The sequence below is a fragment of the Saccharopolyspora sp. 6V genome (assembly GCF_020176785.1).
Lineage (GTDB): Bacteria > Actinomycetota > Actinomycetes > Mycobacteriales > Pseudonocardiaceae > Saccharopolyspora_C > Saccharopolyspora_C gregorii.
Genome location: NZ_JAIUKB010000015.1, coordinates 31,133 through 50,777, shown reverse-complemented (window position 1 = coordinate 50,777; position 19,645 = coordinate 31,133). Strand labels below are relative to the sequence as shown.

Below are 19,645 nucleotides of genomic sequence, written 5' to 3'. Positions count from 1 at the left end.
CCCGGGCCCGGGGGGGGGGCCGCGGAACCTCACCGCCCGCCTTCCAACTCGTGTCGCGGAGGGCTCGGGTGGCGGAACCTCAGCGGTTCCCCCGCTGCCCGCTTCGCCGATGCGGCCGCACCCGGCCGGACAGGCGGTCAGGTTCGGGGACAGGCGGTCAGCGCCCTCCTGGCCGCGGGATCGTCCTCACCGGTGGCTCCGCCGCAGGGAGAACGCCGCGCTCGCGAGGGGGCGCCGAGAACCCGCGGCCGCGTGCGCGGCGCCGCTCAGCGGCTGCGCCGTCGGCAGGACGACGACGTGCCCCGCCCACCTGCGGTTCCGCTCAGCGGCTTCGCCGCTGGCAGGGAGGTGCGGACGGCCCGCTCGATCGAGTCGACCTCGATCGGGCCCCGCCCCCGGGGTGGGCCGCTCGGGGCCGCCGCGGGGGGGGGGGGGGGGGGGCCGGCCGGGCCCCCCGCGCCCCCCCCGCGGGGGGGGGCCGTTCTCCGCGGCGGGGCGGGGCTCATCTGGCTTCGGCGGGTTCGGCGGGTTCCGCAGGGGGTTCTTCCGCCGACTTCCCCGGCTCGTCCTTGGTGATCACGCGCATCGTGCGCGGCGCCTGCCAGCCGCGCCGGTGCCCCGAGGTGGACAGCCGCACCGTGAGCACCGCCAGCGCCACCCCCACCCCGGCCAGCACGGTGAACAGCACCGCCAGCATCGGGCCGATCTCGTCCGGCGGAACCCGGTAGGCGGCGGCCGGGGACGGCGGCACCACGATCGCCCCGTCCGCGCCCTCACCGCTCACGACCGAGGCCACCGCCGCGGTCACGTTCACCGTCCCCCAGCCCAGCGCCGGGTCCGGCATCCGGGTCGGCGGGTGGCTCGCGGTGATCTCCAAGCGCTGCTTGATCTGCGGCGCGCTCAGGTGCGGGTGGTAGGCGCGGATCAGCGCCGCCGTCCCGGCCACGAACGGCGCCGCGTAGCTGGTGCCGCTGCCCTGCCAGTGCCCCGGGCCGTGCGGACCGATGCTGATCACGTCGACGCCGGGGGCGACGACGGACAGGAACTCGCCGGTCTGGGAGAAGTTCGCGTGCGTCCCGGAGACGTCGACCGCGCCCACCGCGATCACCCCCGGGTACGAGGCCGGGTAGGTGACCGGATCGCCCTCCTGCGCCCCGTTCGCGGCCGAGGCCACCACCACGACGTCCCGGTCGGCCGCGTAGCGGACCGCGTCCGCCAGCGCCTGGTTCGGGAAGTTCGTGCTCGCCGACACGTTGATCACGTCGGCGCCGAGGTCGACCGAGCTGCGGATGCCCTGCGCCAGCGCCTCCGGTTCGAAGGTGTCGCCGGTCTCCTCCTCCAGTCCGGTCGCGACCCGCACCGGCAGGATCGTCGCGTCCGGCGCGATCCCGGCGAACCCGGTGCCCGGCGTCGGATCGGCGGCGATGATGCCCGCCACGAACGTGCCGTGCCCGAAGCAGTCGTCGTCGGCGGGACCGGACTGGCCGGAGATCACGTTCCGCCCCGGCAGCACCGAGCCCGGCGCGGCCAGCTGCGGCGAATCGGCGTCCACCCCGGTGTCCACCACCGCGACCGTCACCCCGGCCCCGCGGGTGAGGTCCCAGACCTGGTCCGGCGCGAGGATCTGCTGCGCCCACGGCTCTTCCGGGTAGGTCGTGGTGGGCGGCTGGATGCACGGCTGCTCGCCGGTGGGCATCGACGGGATCGACGACTGCGCGGCGGCGGGCGCGGCCGTCGCGGCGACGATGCCGGTGGCCAGCAGCAGGGCCGCGGCCGACCGCACCGGGGTCCGCGTCACGGGTGTCCCACCTGTCCTCCTGTGGTGATGAGCGTGTCCCGCCGTTCCTCCTGCGGGGCGCCGGCGGTCGCCAGGTCCGTCTCGACCATCGAGCCGGTCAGCCGGGACATCGCGTCCGCGTCCTCCAGCATCCGCAGCGAGCCGCGCTGACGGCGGGCCAGCGCCCGGTCCAGCTTGCTCAGGGCAGCGAGGTCGCGCTCGTCCAGCTCGGTGCTGGTGGCGCGCTCGTCGGGGGCCAGTTCGCGGAACAGCACCGCCATCTTCGGCGCCGCCGGGGCGTCCTCGTCCCGTTCCTCGGCCTCGTCCGCGTCCTCCTGCTCGTTGAGGTCGCGCACCGCGAGCGTCTTGAACCGGGTGCCCGCCAGGAACACCACCTCGTCCATCGGCCGGTTCAGCGCGAGCTCGGAGGTGCGGCGGGCGCGGTGCGGCCAGATCAGCACGTCCACCAGCGCGCCCGGCACCGTCACGTCCAGGTTCATGCTGGCGCTGAGGAAACCGGGCTCCACGAACAGCGTGCCGGGCGTGGAGTTCTCCTCCGCCGTGCCCTTCAGCACTCCTTGGCGCAGCACCGGGCGGCGGTGGGTCGGCAACCGGCGGATCCCGGAGACCAGGCACGGCAGGTGCCCGTCCAGCTCCGGCTGCACGCCACCGCGGATGGCCGCGTTGACCTGTTCCGCCCCGCCCTCGCCGCGGCCCAGGTACAGGCACACCGCGACGAAGTCGGCCTTCGCACCGGGCGAGTCGTCCTGGCGCAGCGCGGGCCAGGAGGCCATCGCCGCGTTCACCGTCGCCAGCGCGTCGGAGAAGGACGGGCCGGCCGCCGTGGTGAAGCGGCTCTGCTCGCCGCCGTTGCTCGCCCGGTCCCGCAGGTCGCGCGGGCTGAGCGGCGCGGCCGTCGCACCGGGCTCGGACTCCTCGGCGGAGTCGTCGTCCGCCACCTCGTCCTCGGCGAGCTCCGCGACGTCCTCGGGTTCGGGGTCGGTGACGAGCGGCTCGGGTTCGGCCTGCGGTTCGGGCTCGGCCGGCTCCGGCACCGGCGGGCCCGACTCGACCGCCGGGCGGCCGGACTCCACCACCGGCCGTGCGGAGTCCACTTCGGACTCGGGCTGCGGTTCCGGCGCGGCGGCGGGCTCCTGCGGCGCGGCGTCCGCCGGGGGTTCGGGGGCCGCCCCCGGTTCGGCGGGCGCCGGGGGCTCCGTCGCCTCGTCGGCCGCGCGCTCGGCGGGCGGATCCACCGCGGCGGGCTCGGAGATCGGCACGTCCTGCAACGGTTCGTCCACAGTGGACCGGTGCGGCATGCCGGACATGGTCGGCACCGGGGCCGCGGAGACCGTTGCGATCGGGGCGGCGACCGGCGCCGCGGCGGGCGTCCAGTCGGCCTGGTCCGCGTCCGAGCCGTCGGCCTCCGCACCGTCGGCGGGCTGTTCGGCGGGCTGCTCGGCCGGCGCCTCGGCGACCTCCCGATCGGCGTCCACGGGCCGCCCGTTGCTGCTCACCGGCACCCCGAACGGTTCCGCGAGCGCGTGCAGCTCGGCGCTCGGGCCCTGGTCCAGCGGCCCCCACACCCGGATGATCGCGGTGCGGCGGCGCTGCTCGTCCAGCCCGGCCAGCAGGTGGCCCAGCCCGGCGAGCACGTCCTCCGACAGCGCCCCCTCCGCCGGAACCAGGTGCAGCACCCAGCGCGCCGGGTCGAACGCGCCCGCGGCGGCCAGCGAGACCACCAGCGGCGCGCCCTGCTCGTCGCGCAGCGCGAGCCCGGACGGCACGACCTCGGCGAACACCGTCGGGCCCTGCACCGGGCGGTAGGTGCGCTGGCCGCAGCGCTGCCAGCCCGCGGGCGGCTCGGCGATGTCCACGACCTGCTGGTCACCGGCACCGGCCGGCTGGCGCAACGCGCTCGCGAACGGGCGGAAGACCTCCTCGCCCGCCTCGTCCAGCACGGCGGCCACCGGTTGGCGGCGCGGCCCGTCGGCGAACTCCGCGCCGGTGCTGAACACGACCGGGCGGGACGACCGCGCGGAGAGCTCCACCAGCCACTCGTGCCGGGCGGCCGCGGCGGCCACCGGGATCAGGACGACGGAGGCGCGGACGAACTCGGGCAGCGCCTGCAGCAGCTGCGCGACCTCGGCCGGCGCGGGCAGCGGCCGACCGGCGAGCAGCACCTTCGGCACCTTGCCGCTGACCGGCACCCGCGCCGCGGCCCGCCGCACCTCCGCCCAGGAGCTGCGCGGGTCGCGGACCAGCAACCCGGCCGGAACCGGGTCCACCAGCAGCCGCGGGTTCGCGACGGGCTGGATCGGCACCCAGCGCTCCCACGCCGGGATCGGGTACCGGGTGCTGAACAACCACGGCCTGCTGCCCGGCCGGAACAGGTACCAGCCGGTGCCGCCGCTGACGCGGCCCGCGTGCACCGTGGTGCCGGATTCGCCGGACACGGCGCCGTCCGGGGCGACCACGTCGAGTTCCAGGTCGACGGCCAGCTTCGTCAGCTCGTCCGCGCGGCCGGCCAGCCCGCTGACGCCGAGCCACAGCACGTGCGGCACGGCAGCGGCGGCGCGCAGCAGCGGTCGCAGCAGCCCCGGCAGCGCCGCGAGCAGTTCCGGATCGGCGCAGGCACCGCGCGAAGCGGACAGGAACAGCTCGTTCGCCGCGGACGGCAGGTGGGCCAAGAAGGCGCGCTCAGCCGGGTCTTCGCCCTCGCAGCGGACGAGGACGTGCGCCCCGCACCATTCGGCGACCAGCGGGCCGAGCGACCGTCTTGCCGAACCTTGCTGCATCTCCACTCCCGTCGAGCACATCGGTACGCGACTCGATGCGACACCTCAGCGATCGAGTATCGCGGGGACCACCGGGCCACCTTGTCAGGGGTATCCGAAGCTGTGGGTTCCAGGGGGATTCCCTCACCTGCGTTCCCACCGGTCGGGAAACCGCGGCCATGCATGCGTTTCCGCTGATGGGACGGCTCACGGCAACCGGCCCCGACTGCCCGGAACCGGGCGGAACGGTCTCGTCCGGGCGCCGGGGCGGGCGCCGCGGCGGACCGGAACGGAACGAAACGGGCACGACCGGTGGATCACCCGAAGTCCCCGGTGAGCATCGCGGCGGCGAGCTCCACCCGCGACCGGTAGCCGATGCGGGCGAACATCCGGGTGAGCCTGCCCTCGACGCTCTTCTCCGTCGTGGCGAACACCGTCGCCAGCTGCCGGTTGCTGAGCCCCTCGGCGACCAGCACCGCGAGCAGCCGTTCGTTCTCCGAGGTCGTCGCGCTGCGGTCCGGCACCGGCACGCCGTTCTGGCGCATCACGTGCCGCAGCCGCGCGCGCAGCAGCAGCGCGTCCAGCCCGCCCGCGAGCCGGTACGCCTCCGGCAGCAGCTCGGCCGGGCGGTGCCCGCCCGCGGCGAGCTTGCTGAAGGTCACCGCCATCTCGTACGGCTCGCCGCGCTCCCGCGCCAGTTCGACCGCGGCGCCCGCGGCGGCCTCGTCGGATTCCAGGCGGGCGCGGGTCAGCAGCAGCGCCAGCTCGGCACGGCCGGTGCCGAGGCGCGCGGCGACCTCCTCCAGCCGCCGCAGCGCACCGGCCGCCTCGTCGAAGCTGCCGGAGGTGTGCGCCCGGTGCGCGAGCTCGGCCAGCACCACGTCGGTGCCGAAGGTGAACCCGGCCTCGTCCGCCCGGCGCACCGCGGTCCGCAGGTGCTCGTGCGACTGGTGCAGCTCCCCCAGCACGTGGCTCACCAGCGATTCGGTGAAGTGGAAGAGGTGGTCGAACGGCCCGTCCTTGCCGATCTCCACCAGCCGCCGCGCCCGGCTGAGCATCCCGGAGTCGATGTGCACCTGGGCGGCGAGCGCGTGCATCGTCGCCCACGCGAACGGGCGCACGGCGTGCACCGGCGATGACATGCAGCGGCGGGCGATGTCCATCGCGCTGTTCCACTCGCCGCGGGCGTGGTGCAGCAGGAACCGGTCGGGCAGCACCAGCCGGTCCTCGGCGAGCCCGCTGCGGTCCATCACCTGCCGCGCTTCGCGCGCCTCGCCGAGCGCCAGCAGCAGGTCCACGTGGTGCCGGATCGCCTCCACCCACTGCGAGTGCGGTTCCGCGCCGCGCGGGACCTCGGCCAGCGAGGCGCCGAAGCGGCGCAGCTCGGCGACGTCGCCCCGCATCACGGCGGCACCGGCGCGGTAGATGTCGACCTGCTGGACCAGCACCGGTTCGGCCGCGAGCAGTTCGGTGGCGTGCTCGTCGAGCAGCCGCTGCCCGGCCAGCCAGTCCCCGAGCCAGCCGGTGGCGAACGCGCGCGCCACGATGCGCTGCGCGGCACCGCCCGGGACCACCTGCTCGCCCTGCGCGATGCGGCGCAGCTCGCCGCGCTCCTCGGTCGCGGCCAGCACCATCAGGTAGGCGAGCACGGTGCCCGGCAGGATCTGCGGGGACAGCTCGCCCGCGTGGTGGCGCACCAGCACCCGGGAGCTGCGCAGCACCTCGGGCAGGTCGTTGCGCACCAGGCAGGCGATGACGTGCCTGCGCAGCGCCTCGATCCGCAGCACCGGGTCGTCCACCCGCTCGACGACGGCGCGCAGCCAACGCGAGGCGTCGACGTTCGGGTCCATCAGGCGGTTCCCCGCGTGGGCCATCAGCTCCTCACCGGCGCGGCGGGCGTCCACGAGGGTCCCGGCGTCCGCCATCCGGTCCGGCAGGTAGGCCGGGTCGGCGACCTCCGCGGCACCGGCCCAGATCGCGGTGACGGCGGCGGCGGCGAGCTTGCGGTGCTCGTAAGGCCCGAGGGCGCGCGCCAGCGCGGTGCCGAGCAGCGGGACGCGGAACCGCCAGCCCGCGCCGTCCGGGGCGAGCAGCCGGTGCTGCACCAGCGCGTCCAGCGATTCGCGCACCTCCCGCTCGGCGAGGCCGAGCGCCGCGGCCAGCACGTCCACCGCGTGCGGGCCGAGCGGGGCGAGCAGGCTCATGGCCTTGGCGACCGACCACGCGGCCTCCCCCGCCTCGCGGACCGGCGCCAGCAGGGCGCTGCCGTCGACCGGCAGCTCGGGCCCGAGCTTGCGCAGCAAGTAGGCGTTCTGGTCGACGACGACGAGCGCGCCTGCCCGGCGGTAGGCGTCGATCGCGGCGAGCAACATCGCGGGCCGGCCGCGTGCGATGTCGTACAACTCATCGATCAGGTGAACATTGGGTTTCGCACCGATGGAACGGGCGATGAATTGTCCGCTCTCCGTTTTCGAGAACGGGCGAATCGGCAGCGCCCGCAGAAGTCCTTGCGCGGACAATCGATTCCACAACGGCTCCAGCGGCGCGGCGTCCGGGTCGGCGCGCGCGGCCAGCAGCACCGAGAACCGGGCGCCCGCCATCCGCCTGGCCAGCGGCTCCAGCACCGACGCCGTGCCGTGGTCGAGCCACTGCGCTTCGTCCACCAGCACCGCGACCGGCAGCAGGTGCCGCACCACGTTGCGGATGGACAGCGCGACCTGCTCGACGGCGACGCGCAGCGAGTCCGGGCTGGTCCCGCGGCTGAGCTTGGCGACCAGCCCCAGCAGCGCGGCGCGCTCCTGCTCCGGCGGCGCACTGCGGTCCATTTCGGACAGCAGGCGGTAGAGCGCGCCGTACGGGGTCCGCTTGTCCTGCTTGGACGCGGTCAGCCGCAGCACCCGGCAGCCGGCGGCCTCCAGCCGCCTGCCCGCGGCGGCCAGCACCGCGCTGCCGCCCGCACCGGACTCTCCGACGAGCAGCGCGAGCGGAGGCCTGCCGGGGCCGCCGACCGAGGCGGCTTCATCCAGCAGTCCTTCGCGGAACAACGGCTCCGCGTCCGGCTCGCCGATCGACGTTGATGCGGCTGAGGTGGGTACCACCACGGTGACTCCCTCCGCACGGCTCGATCGCTGCCCTGAGCCACTGGTAACGGTGTGCTATACATTCACCATAATGGGCGACACCTTTACTAGCGCGATAGCGAAGAGTTAACGACCATTGGTCACTAGGCGTGTTCAATGACGAGCGCTTGATCCTCTGCTAGTGCAAAAGTATCAAAACACCTCGACGATGTAGCACCACCACACCAGGTGAAGCGGAGAGGACCCCATGGCGCGGGAACGCTCGACGTTGTCCGGCAGACGAGACCAGTGGACCGAGGCCGACGAGGCCTGTCGTGCGGCCGGCGGGACGTTGGTGCTGGTGCGCGGCGGTCCCGGCGAGGGCAAGACCACCCTGCTGGAGTCGCTCGCGGAGAGCTGGCGCGGTGACGACGAGACCACCGTGTGCTACATCACCGTCGATCCCGCCACCGGCACACCCCAGATGATCGACTCGCTGCTGGACGCCGCGCGCCAGCAGCTGGAGTCCAGCTGGCACGCCGTCCTGCTCGACGCGCTCGCCACCGCCACCCGCATCCGCGCCGACCTGGAGAAGACCCCGCACGCCTCCGCGCTGCCGCTGGTGCACGAGCTCGCGCGCGTCTTCGGCGTCGCCGCCGAGCAGGGCCGCACCGTCATCGTCGTCGACGACGCGGACCGGGGTGACGGCGCCACCGGCTCGCTCATCTCGTTGCTGGCGCAGCGGCTGCGGGCCGTCGGGTGCACCGTCGTCGTCTCCACCGGCTCCGGACCTCGCGCCACGGCGGGGGAAACCCGGCTCACGCCGTTCGCCGACAAGATCATCGACCTGCGTCCGCTGGACGAGCAGGAGTTCGACGCGCTGCTCAAGCGCTGGTGCGCCGCCCACGGCCGGACCCGGCTCGACCCCACCGTGCCGGAGGCGCTGCGCGCCGCCCTCGGGCCGCTGAGCGGGAACCCCGCCACCATCCTGTCCACATTGGACGACCTGCTGGCCTGGGGCCGGCTGGTGCTCATCGACCAGCACTTCTGCCTGTCCCCGCTGGACGAACCGATCTCGCTGCCCGAATCCCACCACCTGGTCCGCGCCGTGGGGCACGACACCGAACGGCTCGCCGTGCTGCTCGCGTTGCAGGACGAGGTGTCGGTGGACGAGCTGCCGATGCTCACCGCCGCCGCCGCGATCAGCCTGGACGGCGCGGGCCGCGGACTGGACTCCCTGGTGGAGGACGGGATCCTGGAGATCGGCGAGCGCGGCAGGCTGCGGTTCGCGGTGCCCGCGCTGACCGCCGCGCTGCGCCGCCGCTCCGGAGCGGAACGCGCCCGCGCGCTGCACACCGCGCTGGCCCGGCAGATGCTCGCCAAGCTGGAGCGCAACGGCCAGGTCGACCGCACCCGCCTGGCCACCCACCTCGTGCACATCGGCGAGAGCCTGGACGGGGAGGCCGCCGCGATCCGGGTGCTCATCGAGGAAGCCGACCGGATGTCCAGCGCCGACCCCGAGGTCGCCGCCGCCTGGTACAAGGCCGCGCTGCGCCAGCTCTCCGACGACGACGACCGGTGGCCGCCGCTGCTGGAGGAACTGCTGCGGCTGCGCGCCAGCCTCGGCCAGTACGACGAGCTCACCAAGGACCTCGGGCTGCTGGTCCCCGCGCTGATCGCCGGGTCCAACCAGGACGACCAGGCCAAGCCACTGCGCCGCACGCTGCTGGTGGCGGTCGGGCTGTGCTGGCTCACCACGCTGCTGCAGGACGAGCAGTCCGCGCAGGTGCAGGAACCGGCTCGGCTGTTCAAGGCGCTCACCGGCGGCGCGGTCTTCGACGCCGAGCTGCAGGAGTTCGCCGCCGCCGTCCGCTGCGGCCGCTTCGACGAGGCCGCGGACCGGTTCAACGCGCTGTTCTCCGGAGACGCCGACCGCGAGGCCGAACCGCAGGACCTGCCGGAACTGCCCGAGGTGCTGATGCTGCTGCACGCGGCCAGCGGCGACGCGGACACCTTCCAGCGCGCCTGGTCGCTGTGGCGGGACCGCGCGCAGCACCCCGTCGACCACGCCCCCGACCGGCTGCGCGAAGCCGGGGCGATGACTGACCACGCCACCGCGCTGGAGATCGTGCTCGGCGACGGCTACCGGCTGCCCTCGCGCGGCAGCGTCCTGTACTACCAGGAGATCCTGCGCTCGTTCCGCACCGGCGAGTGGGACGCGGCGCTGTCCGCGGCACGGCGCATGGAGGCCGAGCTCTCCCCGCAGCGGCGCACCCCGGCCCGGTTCCTCGCGCGCGCCGTCGCCGCCGAGATCTGCGCCTCCCGCGGCGAGCACCGGCGCGCCGAGGAGTGGCTGCAGGACACGCCGCGGCACCTCGCGGGCGGGCACGTGCTGTCCTGGGCCCGGCTCGGCGTCGCCTACCGGGCGGGTGACCCGGACGAGGCGCTGCGGGTGGCGCGCGCCGAGTACGAGCAGCTCAGGGACGGCGGCGGTTCCCCCGCCGGGCTGGAGCACCTGTTGCACCGGCTGGTCGCGCTGCACCACCGGGAGGGGCACGAGCAGGCGGCGGCGGAGCTGTTCGACGAGCTGGTCGCGCTGGACGAGCGGCTGCGCTCGGAGACCAGTTCCGCGGCGGTGCTGATGGCCCGCGCCCAGCTGCGCGGCTCCGCCGAACCCGCCGCGCGCGCCCTGGAGATCGCGCGGCGCCGCGCGGACGTCCCGCAGCTGGCGGTGCTGCACATGCTGCTCGCCGAACTCGCCGAAGACCCGAAGGCCCCGCTGCACGAGGCGCACGCCATCGCCCGCAGGCTCGGCTGGACCGAGCTGCGCTACGCCGCGCAGGACCTGATGCGCCGCCGCGGCATCGCCCCGCCGCGCACCCGCAGCAAGCAGCAGCTCATCTCCAGCACCGAGAGCCGGATCGTGCGGCTGGTCAGCGACGGCTACACCAACCGGCAGATCGCGATGGCGATCCAGGTCAGCGAGAAGACGGTGGAGAGCAGGCTGACCCGGCTGTTCGCCCGCACCGGTTGCCGGTCGCGGGTGGAGCTGGCGACGGCCTCGCTGGAGGGCAGGCTCGCGGAGAAGACCGCCGTCAGCTGAGCGGCCCGCGCCCACTACCGGTTCAGCGGGCCAGGTGTTCGCGGATGAGCCGCAGGACCCCGTCGGACTCGGCGTTGAGGTAGAAGTGCCCGCCGGGGAACGGGTGGAAGCGGAAGGCGCCGGTGGTGTGCGCGGCCCAGTCGCGCGCCTCGTCCGCGGAGACCTTCGGGTCGTCGACGCCGAGCAGCACGTGCAGCGGGCAGTGCAGCGGCGGCCCCGGCCGGTACGCGTAGGTCTCGGCGATCCGGTAGTCGGCGCGCAGCGCGGGCAGCGCGAGCTTCATCAGCTCCTCGCTCTCCAACGCCGCCGACTCGGTGCCGTCCAGCTCCCGCAGGGCGGCCAGGAACTCGTCGTCCGGCAGCGCGTGCACGCCCTCGTTCCGGGTGCGCGCCGGCGCGGTGCGGCCGGAGGCGAACAGCGCGCGCGGCGGCGTGCCCGACTCCTCCAGCCGCCGCGCGACCTCGAAGGCCACGCTGGCGCCCATGCTGTGCCCGAACAGCGCGAGCGGCTGGTCGCTCCACGGCCGCAGCTGGTCGAGCACCTGCTCGGCCAGCTCCTGCACGCTGCCCGCGCAGGGTTCGGTGCGGCGGTCCTGCCTGCCCGGGTACTGCACGGCGAGGACCTCGATCGCCGGGGCCAGCCGCTTCGCCACCGAGAAGTAGTAGGAGGCGGCACCGCCCGCGTGCGGGAAGCACACCAGCCGCGCGGTCGCCTCCGGGGCGGGCTGGAACCGCCGGATCCACTTGGCGGTGTCCGCCGTACTCCCGGTCATCGAATCCTCCGCGCGGTCGAGGGGTGCGGGGCGACGCTACCAACCGGCCCGCGCCGCCCGGCGATCACGCGGTCGTGGGCTCGCGGGCCGCGGTCGGCAGCTCCGCCGCGTCGCCGGTGGGCCAGGCCAGCGGGTCCGGGCCGAGCTCGGCGAGCTCGGTGATCTGCAGCGCCGCCCAGGGCGAGATGTCGGCGCCGCCGTCGCGCACCTGCTCGACCAACCCGGTCCACGGCACCCAGCGGGTGTCCTCCACCTCGGCGGGGTTCGGCGCGGGCACGGGTTCGGCGACCGCCCGGAACACCGGGCACATCTCGTTCTCCACCACGCCGTTGCCCATCACCGCGCGGTAGCGGAAGCGGGGCAGGACCAGCTCGATGTGCTCGATGCGCAGCCCGAGCTCCTCGCCGAGCCTGCGCAGCACCGCGTCGTGCGGGGTCTCGCCGGGCGCCGGGTGCCCGCAGCACGTGTTGGTCCACACGCCGGGCCAGGTGCGCTTGCTCAGGGCGCGCTGGGTGAGCATCAGCTCGCCGCGCTCGTTGAACAGGTAGCAGGAGAAGGCCAGGTGCAGCGGGGTGTCCTCGTGGTGCACCGTCGCCTTGTCCGCGGTGCCCGCGGCCCGACCGCCCTCGTCGAGCAGAACCACTCGCTCCATGTGCTTCGTCCTCCCCATCGCCGGAACACCGGTCGCCGGACGGGCCGGTCGCCGGGAACAGGAATCGATCATCCACGGTTCCGCGCCGCGCCTCCACCTCCCGCGGTCCGCGGACCGCCCTCCGAGTGATTCGGCGCCGCTCGGTGCCCGCACAGCCTGCCCCGGCGGACGGCGCCGCCGCACCCGCGGGCGGTCACGGCTCGGGCAGGCAGCGGGCCGCGGCGGTCGCCTTCAGCAGCATCTCGGCGTACTCGGCTTCGGGGTCCGAGTCGAGCACCACCGCCCCGCCCGCGCCGATCCGCCAGCCGCCGCCGCTGCGCACCGCGGTCCGGATGACCACCGACAGGTCCGCGTCCCCGGTCAGGCTCAGGTAGCCGAGCGCTCCCGAGTACACCCCGCGCGCCCGGTCCTCCAGCTCGTCGATGATCTCCATGGTGCGCCGCTTGGGCGCCCCGGTCATCGAGCCGGCGGGGAAGCAGGCCCGCACGCAGTCCACGGCGCCGCTCCCCTCCCGCAGCTCGCCGCGCACCGTGGAGACCAGCTGGTGCACGGTGCGGTAGCTCTCCACGTCCATCAGCACCGGCACGTGCACCGAGCCCGGCGCGCACACCCGGCCGAGGTCGTTGCGCAGCAGGTCGACGATCATGAGGTTCTCGGCGCGGGACTTCGGGTCGGCGGCGAGCCCGTCGCGCAGCTCCGCGTCCCGCTGCGGGGTGTCGCCGCGCGGGGCGGTCCCCTTGATCGGCTTGGCCTCGGCGGTGCCGCCGGAGATCTTCAGGAACCGCTCCGGTGACGAGCTGGCGACCTCCACGTCGCCGCAGCGCAGGAAGGCACCGTACGGCGCGGGGTTCAGCGCCCGCAGCCGCCGGTACGTCTCGAACGCCCCGTCGGCGGCGGGCAGCGCGGCGCCGGTGGTCAGGCAGATCTCGTAGCTCTCCCCGGCCAGCAGCAGCTCCCGGCAGTCCGCCACCGCCCCCAGGTAGTCGTCCCGGGAGCGTTCCAGCAGCGGCTGCACGTCGGCGACCCCGCGGTGCCCGGCGAGCGGATCGGGCAGCGCGGGCAGCCGCTGCAGCGCGGCCGTCGCGTCCGCGAGCCAGCGCCGCGCCGCCCGCTCGGTGCCCGCGTCGGCGCTCAGCGCCACGAGGTGGGTGCGGCCGAGCTCGTGGTCCACGGCGAGGAACCGGTCCGCGAACAGCCAGCAGGCGTCCGGCGTGCCCGCGCGGTGCCGGGCGTCGCCGCCGCACTCGGCTTTCAGCTCGTACCCGAAGTACCCCACGTAGCCGCCGACGAAGTCGAACGGCAGCTCCGGTGCCCGCACCCGGCGCCGCGCCAGCTCCGCGCCGAGCCGGTCGAAGATCGACGGCCCCGCGCCGGTGCGGTGCCGGACGGTCTCGGCCAGCGGGCCGGAGCCGTCGCCGAGGAACGAGAAGCGGGACGCGCCGGCCGTGACCTGTGCGCTGTCCAGCCAGAACGCGTCCGGGGATGCCGCGAACAGCGCGGCGAACGCGGCCTCGGCGTCGACCGCCGGGAGTTCGCGGACGTGCGCCCGGTACTCGACCTCGGGTTCGGCGCGGCGGGCGGCGGCGCGGGCGGGCGCGGGCGGACGGCTCGCGGGCCGCACCAGGTCGCGGAAGTTCGCCAGCAGCCGGGCGCCGAGCTCGGCGGGCACGGACTCGGGGTGGAACTGCACGCCCCAGCGCGGCAGCGAGCGGTGCCGCAGCGCCATGAGCACGCCGTCCTCGGCCCAGGCCAGCGGTTCCAGCTGCGGCGGCAGCGGCTCGGCCACGCACAGCGAGTGGTAGCGCACGGCCGCGAACTCGGCGGGCATCCCGGCGAACAGCGGATCGCCGCGGTGCTCGATGCGGCTGCGGAACCCGTGCCGGGCCTGCGGGGCGCGCACCACCTCGGCGCCCTCGGACACCGCGATGCCCTGGTGCCCGAGGCACACGCCCAGGATCGGCAGCTCCGCCTTGCACAGCACGTCGCGGCACAGCCCGAAGTCCCGCGGCCGCCGCGGATCGCCCGCGCCCGGCGAGAGCACGATCGCGTCGAACTCCTCCAGCCGCAGGTCGCCCACCTCGGCGGCGTCGTGCGCCACCACCTCCGGTTCCCGTCCGTTGACCTCGGCGAGCAGGTGGAAGAGGTTGTAGGTGTACGAGTCGTGGTTGTCGATGAGCAGCGTCCGCACCGGGACATACTCCCCCGGACGCGTCCACCGCCGGAGGACCGTCGACATCATCTGGTGGCCGGTAGCGCTGCGCGACGGGCAGACTCGGCCGGGTGACCGACACGAGAACCGCGCTGTTCGACGAGGACTACTGGGACCGGGCCGACGAGGTGGAGCGCGCGCTGCGCGAACAGGCCCCCGTGCACCGGGCCATCCCCGGGGACGGGCTCCCGATCTGGGTGATCGGCCGATTCGCCGACGCCCGCGCCGCGCTCAACGATCCACGGCTGGCCAAGGATTCGGACCGCCTCAACGACGTCATCCGCAGCAAGCGGAACCCGGAGCTCGGCGATCAGCTGTCCGGGCTGTTCTCCAAGCACATGCTCAACTCGGACCCGCCCGACCACACCCGGCTGCGCAAGCTGCTGGCCCGCGACTTCACCGTCCGCCGCATCGCGGCGCTGCGGCCGCGGGTGCTGGAGCTGGTCACCGGGCTGCTCGACGCGCTGCCGCGGGACGAACCGGTCGATCTGATCGAGCACTTCGCGTTCCCGCTGCCGATCACGGTGATCTGCGAGCTGATGGGCATCCCGGACGGTGATCGCTCCCGGTTCCGCGACTGGACCGCCGCACTGCTGACTCCGGCCGAACGGGGGCAGAGCCTCGGTGCGTCCCGCGAAATGGCGGGGTTCTTCCACGAGCTGTTCGCGGCGAAGCGCGCCGAACCCGGCGCGGACCTGCTCTCGGCGCTGGTCACCGCCTCCGCCGAGGAGGACCGGCTCACCGAGGAGGAACTGCTCGCCACCGCGTTCCTGCTGATCGTGGCCGGGCACGAGACGACCGTGAACCTGGTCGGCAACGGCCTGCGCTGGCTGCTGGCCGAACCGGCGAAGTGGGCCGAGCTGCGCGAACGGCCCGAACTGCTGCCCGGCGCGGTGGAGGAGGTGCTGCGCTACGACGGGCCGCTGCGGATGAGCACGCACCGGTTCACCACCGAGGACGTGACCATCGGCGACGTGACCATCCCGGCGGGCGAACTCGTCATGATCAACCTGTCCTCGGCGAACCGGGACGGCGAGCAGTTCGAGCGGGCCGACGAGCTGGACCTGGAGCGGCCCCGGTCCGGGCACCTCGCGTTCGGACACGGGCTGCACCACTGCCTCGGTGCCCCGCTCGCGCGGCTGGAGGGCGAGGTGGCGCTCCAGGAGATCACCCGCCGCTTCCCGGAGGCCCGCCTCGCCGTCGGCGGGAGCGAACTGCGCCGCAACCGCGGCCTGATCATGAACGGGTTCCGGGCGCTGCCGGTGGTGCTCGGCTGATCCCCGGCCGGGAGCGCGGGCTCCCGGCCGTGATCCGCTCCCGGAACGGCCGATCAGGTGATGCGGTCGCGAGAACTCATCGGACGGCCGTTCCAGCCAACCTCGATCGCGCCGGGGAATCCGCCGCGCGGCGCGGGTAGGAGCGGGCCGGTCCCTCTCGGCACGGGGACCGGTCGGCACGCTCAGCCGCGGCTCGGCGCTGAGCCAGGTCTCGGTGCTCGGCCGGGTTCTCGCCGGCGCCCGCCCGGGCCTTTGGTCCCGGGAACGCGGGCCGTTGTCCTCTCACCCGCGCGCCCGCGCCCGGGCACGCTCGGGCACACGCCCGCACCGAGCCGGGAGGAGGAGCCAGTGCACCGACACGAGCAACGCCGGCTCGCCGAGATCGAGGACCGGCTCACCGCCGACGACCCCGAGTTCGCCGCCACCTTCTCCCGCACCGACCTGCACCCGGCCACGCCCGGCAAGGCGCGGCTGGTGCTGGGCGTCGTGGCGGGCCTGCTCGCCGTGATCAGCCTGCTGATCGACGACGCGGCCGGTTTCGCCCTCTGCACCGCCCTGTCCGCGGTCCTCATCACCACGCGGACCTGGCACCTCTGGTCCGACTGAGCGGAGGGGTGGCGGCGAGGTGCGTTCGCCTGAATCGCGCCGGGCGGCGACGTACGATCAACTCCCGTGCACCCCTACCCCGCGCAACCGCCGATCCTGGTCGCCATCGGCGACATCGCCTGCACCCAGCACGAAGTGATCACCCCGTCCGGGCGCGCCCCGATCGCGGGCACCACCTGGTCGTTCACCGACCTCAGCCGCACCACGCGGGGCATCCCGACCTGGGCGATCGTCTGCGCGATCATCTTCGCGTTCTTCTGCCTGCTCGGTCTGCTGTTCCTGCTCGCGAAGGAGGAACGCACCGAGGGCTGGGTGCAGGTGGCGGTGCACGGCTCCGGGATCGCGCACCAGACGCAGATCCCGGTGCACTCCGCGTTCGCCGTGGTCGACTTCGGCAACCGCGTCAACTACGCGCGCAACCTCGCCCACCAGGGCTGATCGCGAGGAAGCGCGGGGCGCCCCGACCGGATCGCGGCGCCCCGCCGCTCGTCAGGCCGCGTCCAGGTCCGACTTCTTGACGTAGACCCAGCGGTGGTTGTACGAGACCGGGACGTAGGTCTCCGAACCCTTGATCACGGTGTGGTTCTCCGGATCGTCGAGCTCGTCGTAGGTGGCGTGGTAGTCGACCGCCTTGGTCTCGTCCCCCGTCACGTACTTCTGACCGGCCGGGATCTTGTACGGCAGCGGTTCGAGCTCCTGGGCCTCGACGCCCTCCGGGTAGTCGCCCGGCGCGGGCAGCGCCCGCCCGTAGGTGGGGATGCCGTCGCGGGCGGGGATGCCCCGGTGCGCGTCGTCGGCGGGGGCGGTGTTGGTGCCGTCCGGGTCCTTCAGCCACGCCTTCTTGCCGTCGAACCAGATGGCGAGCCAGTCGTCGCGCCGTTCGGCGACGGCGTACTGCCTGCCGACGGCGGCCTTGGCGCTCCAGTCCTCGATGCGGGTGGTGCCGGGTTCACCGTCGGCGTGCAGCGCCGGGTTGCTCAGCAGCGGCGCGTCAGCGCGCGGTTCGGTGCGCAGGTACAGGAAGTTCGCGGGCTGCGCGGGGAGCGTCTCGCACTCCTCGCCCTGCGAGCAGCTGACGACCTCGGGGCGGTTGGTGTCGAACCGCGGGAAGATCGTGACGACGTCGTCGCCGCCCGTGTCGTTGTCCAGCGGCGCGTCCATCAGGTTCATGTAGTGCGCCCAGTCCCAGAACGGGCCCGGGTCGTAGTGCTCCAGCCCGGCCTTGGCGGCCTTCTCCGCGGTGACCTCGTCGTGGCCGAGGACGTGCGCGCGGTCGAGCGGGATGTCGTACTTGTCCGCGAGGTACCGGACGAGCTTCGCCGAGGCGCGGTACATCGGCTCGGTGTACCAGGTACCGCCTTCCGCGGCCCAGCCCTCGTGCTCGATGCCGATGGAGCGGATGTTGCGGTCCCAGCTGCCCGCGTGCCACGGCATGTCCTTGGTGGGAACCATCTGCGTGATCTGGCCGTCGGAGGAGCGGACCACGTAGTGCGAGGCGGCGCCGTGCGCCGGGTTCTGGAACGCGCTGATCGTCGACTGGTACGACACCTCGGTGTCGTGGATGACGATCGAGTCGATCTTCACGTCCTCGGGGCGGTTCGCGGTGTCGTAGTTGCCGTACCCGGCGGTGGGGTCCTCCGGGTCGGTGGGCTGGTAGGCCGCGGGCAGGTAGCGGCAGTCCAGTCCTCCGGGGCATTCCGCCTTCGGCTGGTCCGCTTCCTCCGCGGGCGCGGCCTTCAGCCGGGCCGCGGACAGGTCGCGGTCCGGTTCGGGCTCGGCGGCGACCTTCGCGAACGCGAGGCGCTGGCCGCTGGACGTGGTGCGCGCGCGGCCCTGGCCGAGCACGTCGTAGACGTCGTCGGCGAAGGACTGCGCGCCGTCGGCCTGCGCATCACCGCTGAACTCGGCCACGGCCGGGTACCAGTCGTCGATCTCGTCAGGCGCGCCGCCGTCGATCTCCTCGGCGCGGTGCACGAGCAGCGCGGCACCGGCCCGGATGTTCTGCACGACGTCCGTCTTCAGCTGCTCCGGGTCGGTGCCCGTGAGCTCGGCGGCCTCGGTGAGGGTGTGCAGCGACGGCTCGTCGGCGTACCGGACGAGCTTGGGGTGCTGCTCACGGAGCTGCTCGGCGCTGACCTCGACGAGGTGCATCGGGCCGTAGCCGCCGGCCTTGCTCTGCTCACCGTGGTGGTCCTCCCACCTGGTGAGCTGGAAGGACACCGCCATCAGCAGTTGTTGCGGCACGCCGAACTCGGCGGCGGCGGACTCGTAGGCCCGCTGCTGGACGGTGTCGGGGCGTTCCGGTGTTTCGGCGAAGGCGGGGGCCGCCGCGCTCACCAGCAGCCCCGTCACCCCCGTCAACACCGCGAGCGCGCGGGGCAACCGACCGGCGCGCACCGCACCCCCTCTGACGAAGGACGATCTCATGTGGACCTCTGCCCGTGTCTTCTGGGATCGCGCGGCAGCGATCCGGCGGCTCGCACGTCGGGGCCTGCGCGGCACCGGCGGCGCGGCAGACATCGGCGTCCGGCACCGCTCGGCGCGATGTCGCATCCGCGCACGAGTGGGTGAATCATAACGATCACGGCGATCGCGGCCACTGCTCCGGAAAGCCGAGCGGGAATACCCGCACGAACGATTTCCCGGTGCGGCGGCGGCAACCCCGGTCGCGGACGGCACGTCCTACGGCGTGAAGGGCACGGGACGACCGTGCGGAAGCCGAAGGGGGAGAACCACCATGTCGCTGACCAAGACCCGCAAGATCGGTGCCGCCGCCGCGCTGTTCAGCGGTGCGCTGCTGCTCGTCGGTTGCGGCCAGGCCACCGGTGCCGCGCCGTCCGGGGCGTCGAACGCGGCCGTCGAGCAGGGTGGGACGACCGAGGACATCTCGACCTCCCCCTGTTCCGCGGCGGACTACTCGGTCGACCTGATCCCGCAGCCGGGACGCCCCGGCGTGAACCTGCTGGCCGTCACGAACCAGTCGGACCGGACCTGCCCGGTGGCGGGCTGGGCCGAGCTGACGCCGGAGGACATGACGGGCTCCCCGATCGACGGCGTGCCGAGCGAGAACGTCGACGTCCCGGGCGGTCGCACCGAGATCTCGCTGGAGCCGAACCGCACCGCGTTCGCGGGCGTCCACTTCGAACTCGGCGACAAGAACGACGTGCGCACCGCCACCGGTTTCCGGGCGAGCTTCTCGGACACCTCCGGCGACGTGAACGTGCACGTCGACAGCGGCGAGGCCGAGCACCTGGAGTTCCTGATCAAGTCGATGCAGGTCGGCACGCTGCAGCCGTCGGCGCAGGGCGTCACCTTCTGATCCCGCTCCGGTTCCGCCGGAGCCGCGCCGCGAATTCCCCGCTCCGGTCCGCCACCGCGCGGAGCGGTGGGGGGCCCCCCCCCCCCGCGCCCGG

The 19,645-nt window shown here is 74.1% G+C and carries 12 protein-coding genes; 5 read left to right on the top strand and 7 right to left on the bottom strand.

Annotated features, from left to right (window positions below):
• Positions 1 to 502: 502 nt before the first annotated feature.
• The 3 genes from mycP to LCD35_RS03700 form a co-directional block, all read right to left on the bottom strand.
• Positions 503 to 1,798 carry a type VII secretion-associated serine protease mycosin gene (gene mycP / locus LCD35_RS03710; RefSeq protein ID WP_224958435.1) on the bottom strand — a complete coding sequence of 432 codons (1,296 nt, stop codon included), beginning with the start codon at positions 1,796 to 1,798 and terminating at the stop codon, positions 503 to 505.
• On the bottom strand, positions 1,795 to 4,575 hold the full coding sequence (locus tag LCD35_RS03705; protein WP_225043706.1) for a hypothetical protein: 2,781 nt from the start codon (positions 4,573 to 4,575) through the stop codon (positions 1,795 to 1,797). The genes mycP and LCD35_RS03705 overlap by 4 nt, the downstream gene beginning before the upstream one ends.
• A gap of 296 nt (positions 4,576 to 4,871) precedes the next feature.
• The gene (locus tag LCD35_RS03700) at positions 4,872 to 7,652 is read right to left on the bottom strand and encodes an AAA family ATPase (protein ID WP_224958437.1); all 2,781 of its coding nucleotides are present in this window, start codon (positions 7,650 to 7,652) and stop codon (positions 4,872 to 4,874) included.
• A gap of 229 nt (positions 7,653 to 7,881) precedes the next feature.
• On the opposite strand from LCD35_RS03700, the gene LCD35_RS03695 reads away from it, so the two are divergent.
• On the top strand, positions 7,882 to 10,716 hold the full coding sequence (locus LCD35_RS03695) for a LuxR family transcriptional regulator (RefSeq protein WP_225043705.1): 2,835 nt from the start codon (positions 7,882 to 7,884) through the stop codon (positions 10,714 to 10,716).
• A 22-nt stretch (positions 10,717 to 10,738) separates the two neighbouring features.
• Here the strand turns inward: LCD35_RS03695 and LCD35_RS03690 are convergent, their stop codons facing one another.
• From LCD35_RS03690 to pabB, 3 genes are all read right to left on the bottom strand, one after another.
• The gene (locus tag LCD35_RS03690) at positions 10,739 to 11,488 is read right to left on the bottom strand and encodes a thioesterase II family protein (RefSeq protein ID WP_224958439.1); all 750 of its coding nucleotides are present in this window, start codon (positions 11,486 to 11,488) and stop codon (positions 10,739 to 10,741) included.
• Between the two features lie 64 nt (positions 11,489 to 11,552).
• Entirely contained in the window at positions 11,553 to 12,140 is a 588-nt protein-coding gene (gene idi / locus LCD35_RS03685) for an isopentenyl-diphosphate Delta-isomerase (RefSeq protein ID WP_224958440.1), read from the bottom strand.
• 193 nt (positions 12,141 to 12,333) lie between these two features.
• Entirely contained in the window at positions 12,334 to 14,328 is a 1,995-nt protein-coding gene (gene pabB, locus LCD35_RS03680) for an aminodeoxychorismate synthase component I (RefSeq protein ID WP_225043704.1), read from the bottom strand.
• Between the two features lie 92 nt (positions 14,329 to 14,420).
• Between pabB and LCD35_RS03675 the strand changes: the two genes are divergently transcribed.
• The 3 genes from LCD35_RS03675 to LCD35_RS03665 all read left to right on the top strand — a co-directional run bounded on the left by LCD35_RS03675 (position 14,421) and on the right by LCD35_RS03665 (position 16,670).
• Positions 14,421 to 15,626 (top strand): cytochrome P450, encoded by a 1,206-nt coding sequence (locus LCD35_RS03675; RefSeq protein ID WP_224958442.1) that lies wholly within the window; start codon positions 14,421 to 14,423, stop codon positions 15,624 to 15,626.
• A gap of 348 nt (positions 15,627 to 15,974) precedes the next feature.
• A complete protein-coding gene (locus LCD35_RS30380) occupies positions 15,975 to 16,232 on the top strand; it encodes a DUF3040 domain-containing protein (RefSeq protein WP_224958444.1) in 258 nt (85 codons plus the stop codon).
• A 66-nt stretch (positions 16,233 to 16,298) separates the two neighbouring features.
• Entirely contained in the window at positions 16,299 to 16,670 is a 372-nt protein-coding gene (locus tag LCD35_RS03665) for a hypothetical protein (RefSeq protein ID WP_224958446.1), read from the top strand.
• A gap of 51 nt (positions 16,671 to 16,721) precedes the next feature.
• On the opposite strand, the gene LCD35_RS03660 is transcribed toward LCD35_RS03665, so the two are convergent.
• Positions 16,722 to 18,629: an N-acetylmuramoyl-L-alanine amidase gene (locus tag LCD35_RS03660; RefSeq protein ID WP_225043703.1), complete on the bottom strand. Its 1,908-nt coding sequence runs from the start codon at positions 18,627 to 18,629 to the stop codon at positions 16,722 to 16,724.
• A 340-nt stretch (positions 18,630 to 18,969) separates the two neighbouring features.
• On the opposite strand from LCD35_RS03660, the gene LCD35_RS03655 reads away from it, so the two are divergent.
• Positions 18,970 to 19,551 carry a DUF4232 domain-containing protein gene (locus tag LCD35_RS03655; protein ID WP_224958450.1) on the top strand — a complete coding sequence of 194 codons (582 nt, stop codon included), beginning with the start codon at positions 18,970 to 18,972 and terminating at the stop codon, positions 19,549 to 19,551.
• The last annotated feature ends 94 nt before the right edge of the window (positions 19,552 to 19,645 follow it).

Excerpts from the sequence above, each read along its gene's own strand:
- LCD35_RS03705 (WP_225043706.1), bottom strand. The coding sequence starts at position 4,575 with ATGCAGCAAGGTTCGGCAAGACGGTCGCTCGGCCCGCTGGTCGCCGAA.
- LCD35_RS03695 (WP_225043705.1), top strand. The coding sequence starts at position 7,882 with ATGGCGCGGGAACGCTCGACGTTGTCCGGCAGACGAGACCAGTGGACC.
- LCD35_RS03690 (WP_224958439.1), bottom strand. The coding sequence starts at position 11,488 with ATGACCGGGAGTACGGCGGACACCGCCAAGTGGATCCGGCGGTTCCAG.
- idi (WP_224958440.1), bottom strand. The coding sequence starts at position 12,140 with ATGGAGCGAGTGGTTCTGCTCGACGAGGGCGGTCGGGCCGCGGGCACC.
- LCD35_RS03655 (WP_224958450.1), top strand. The coding sequence starts at position 18,970 with ATGTCGCTGACCAAGACCCGCAAGATCGGTGCCGCCGCCGCGCTGTTC.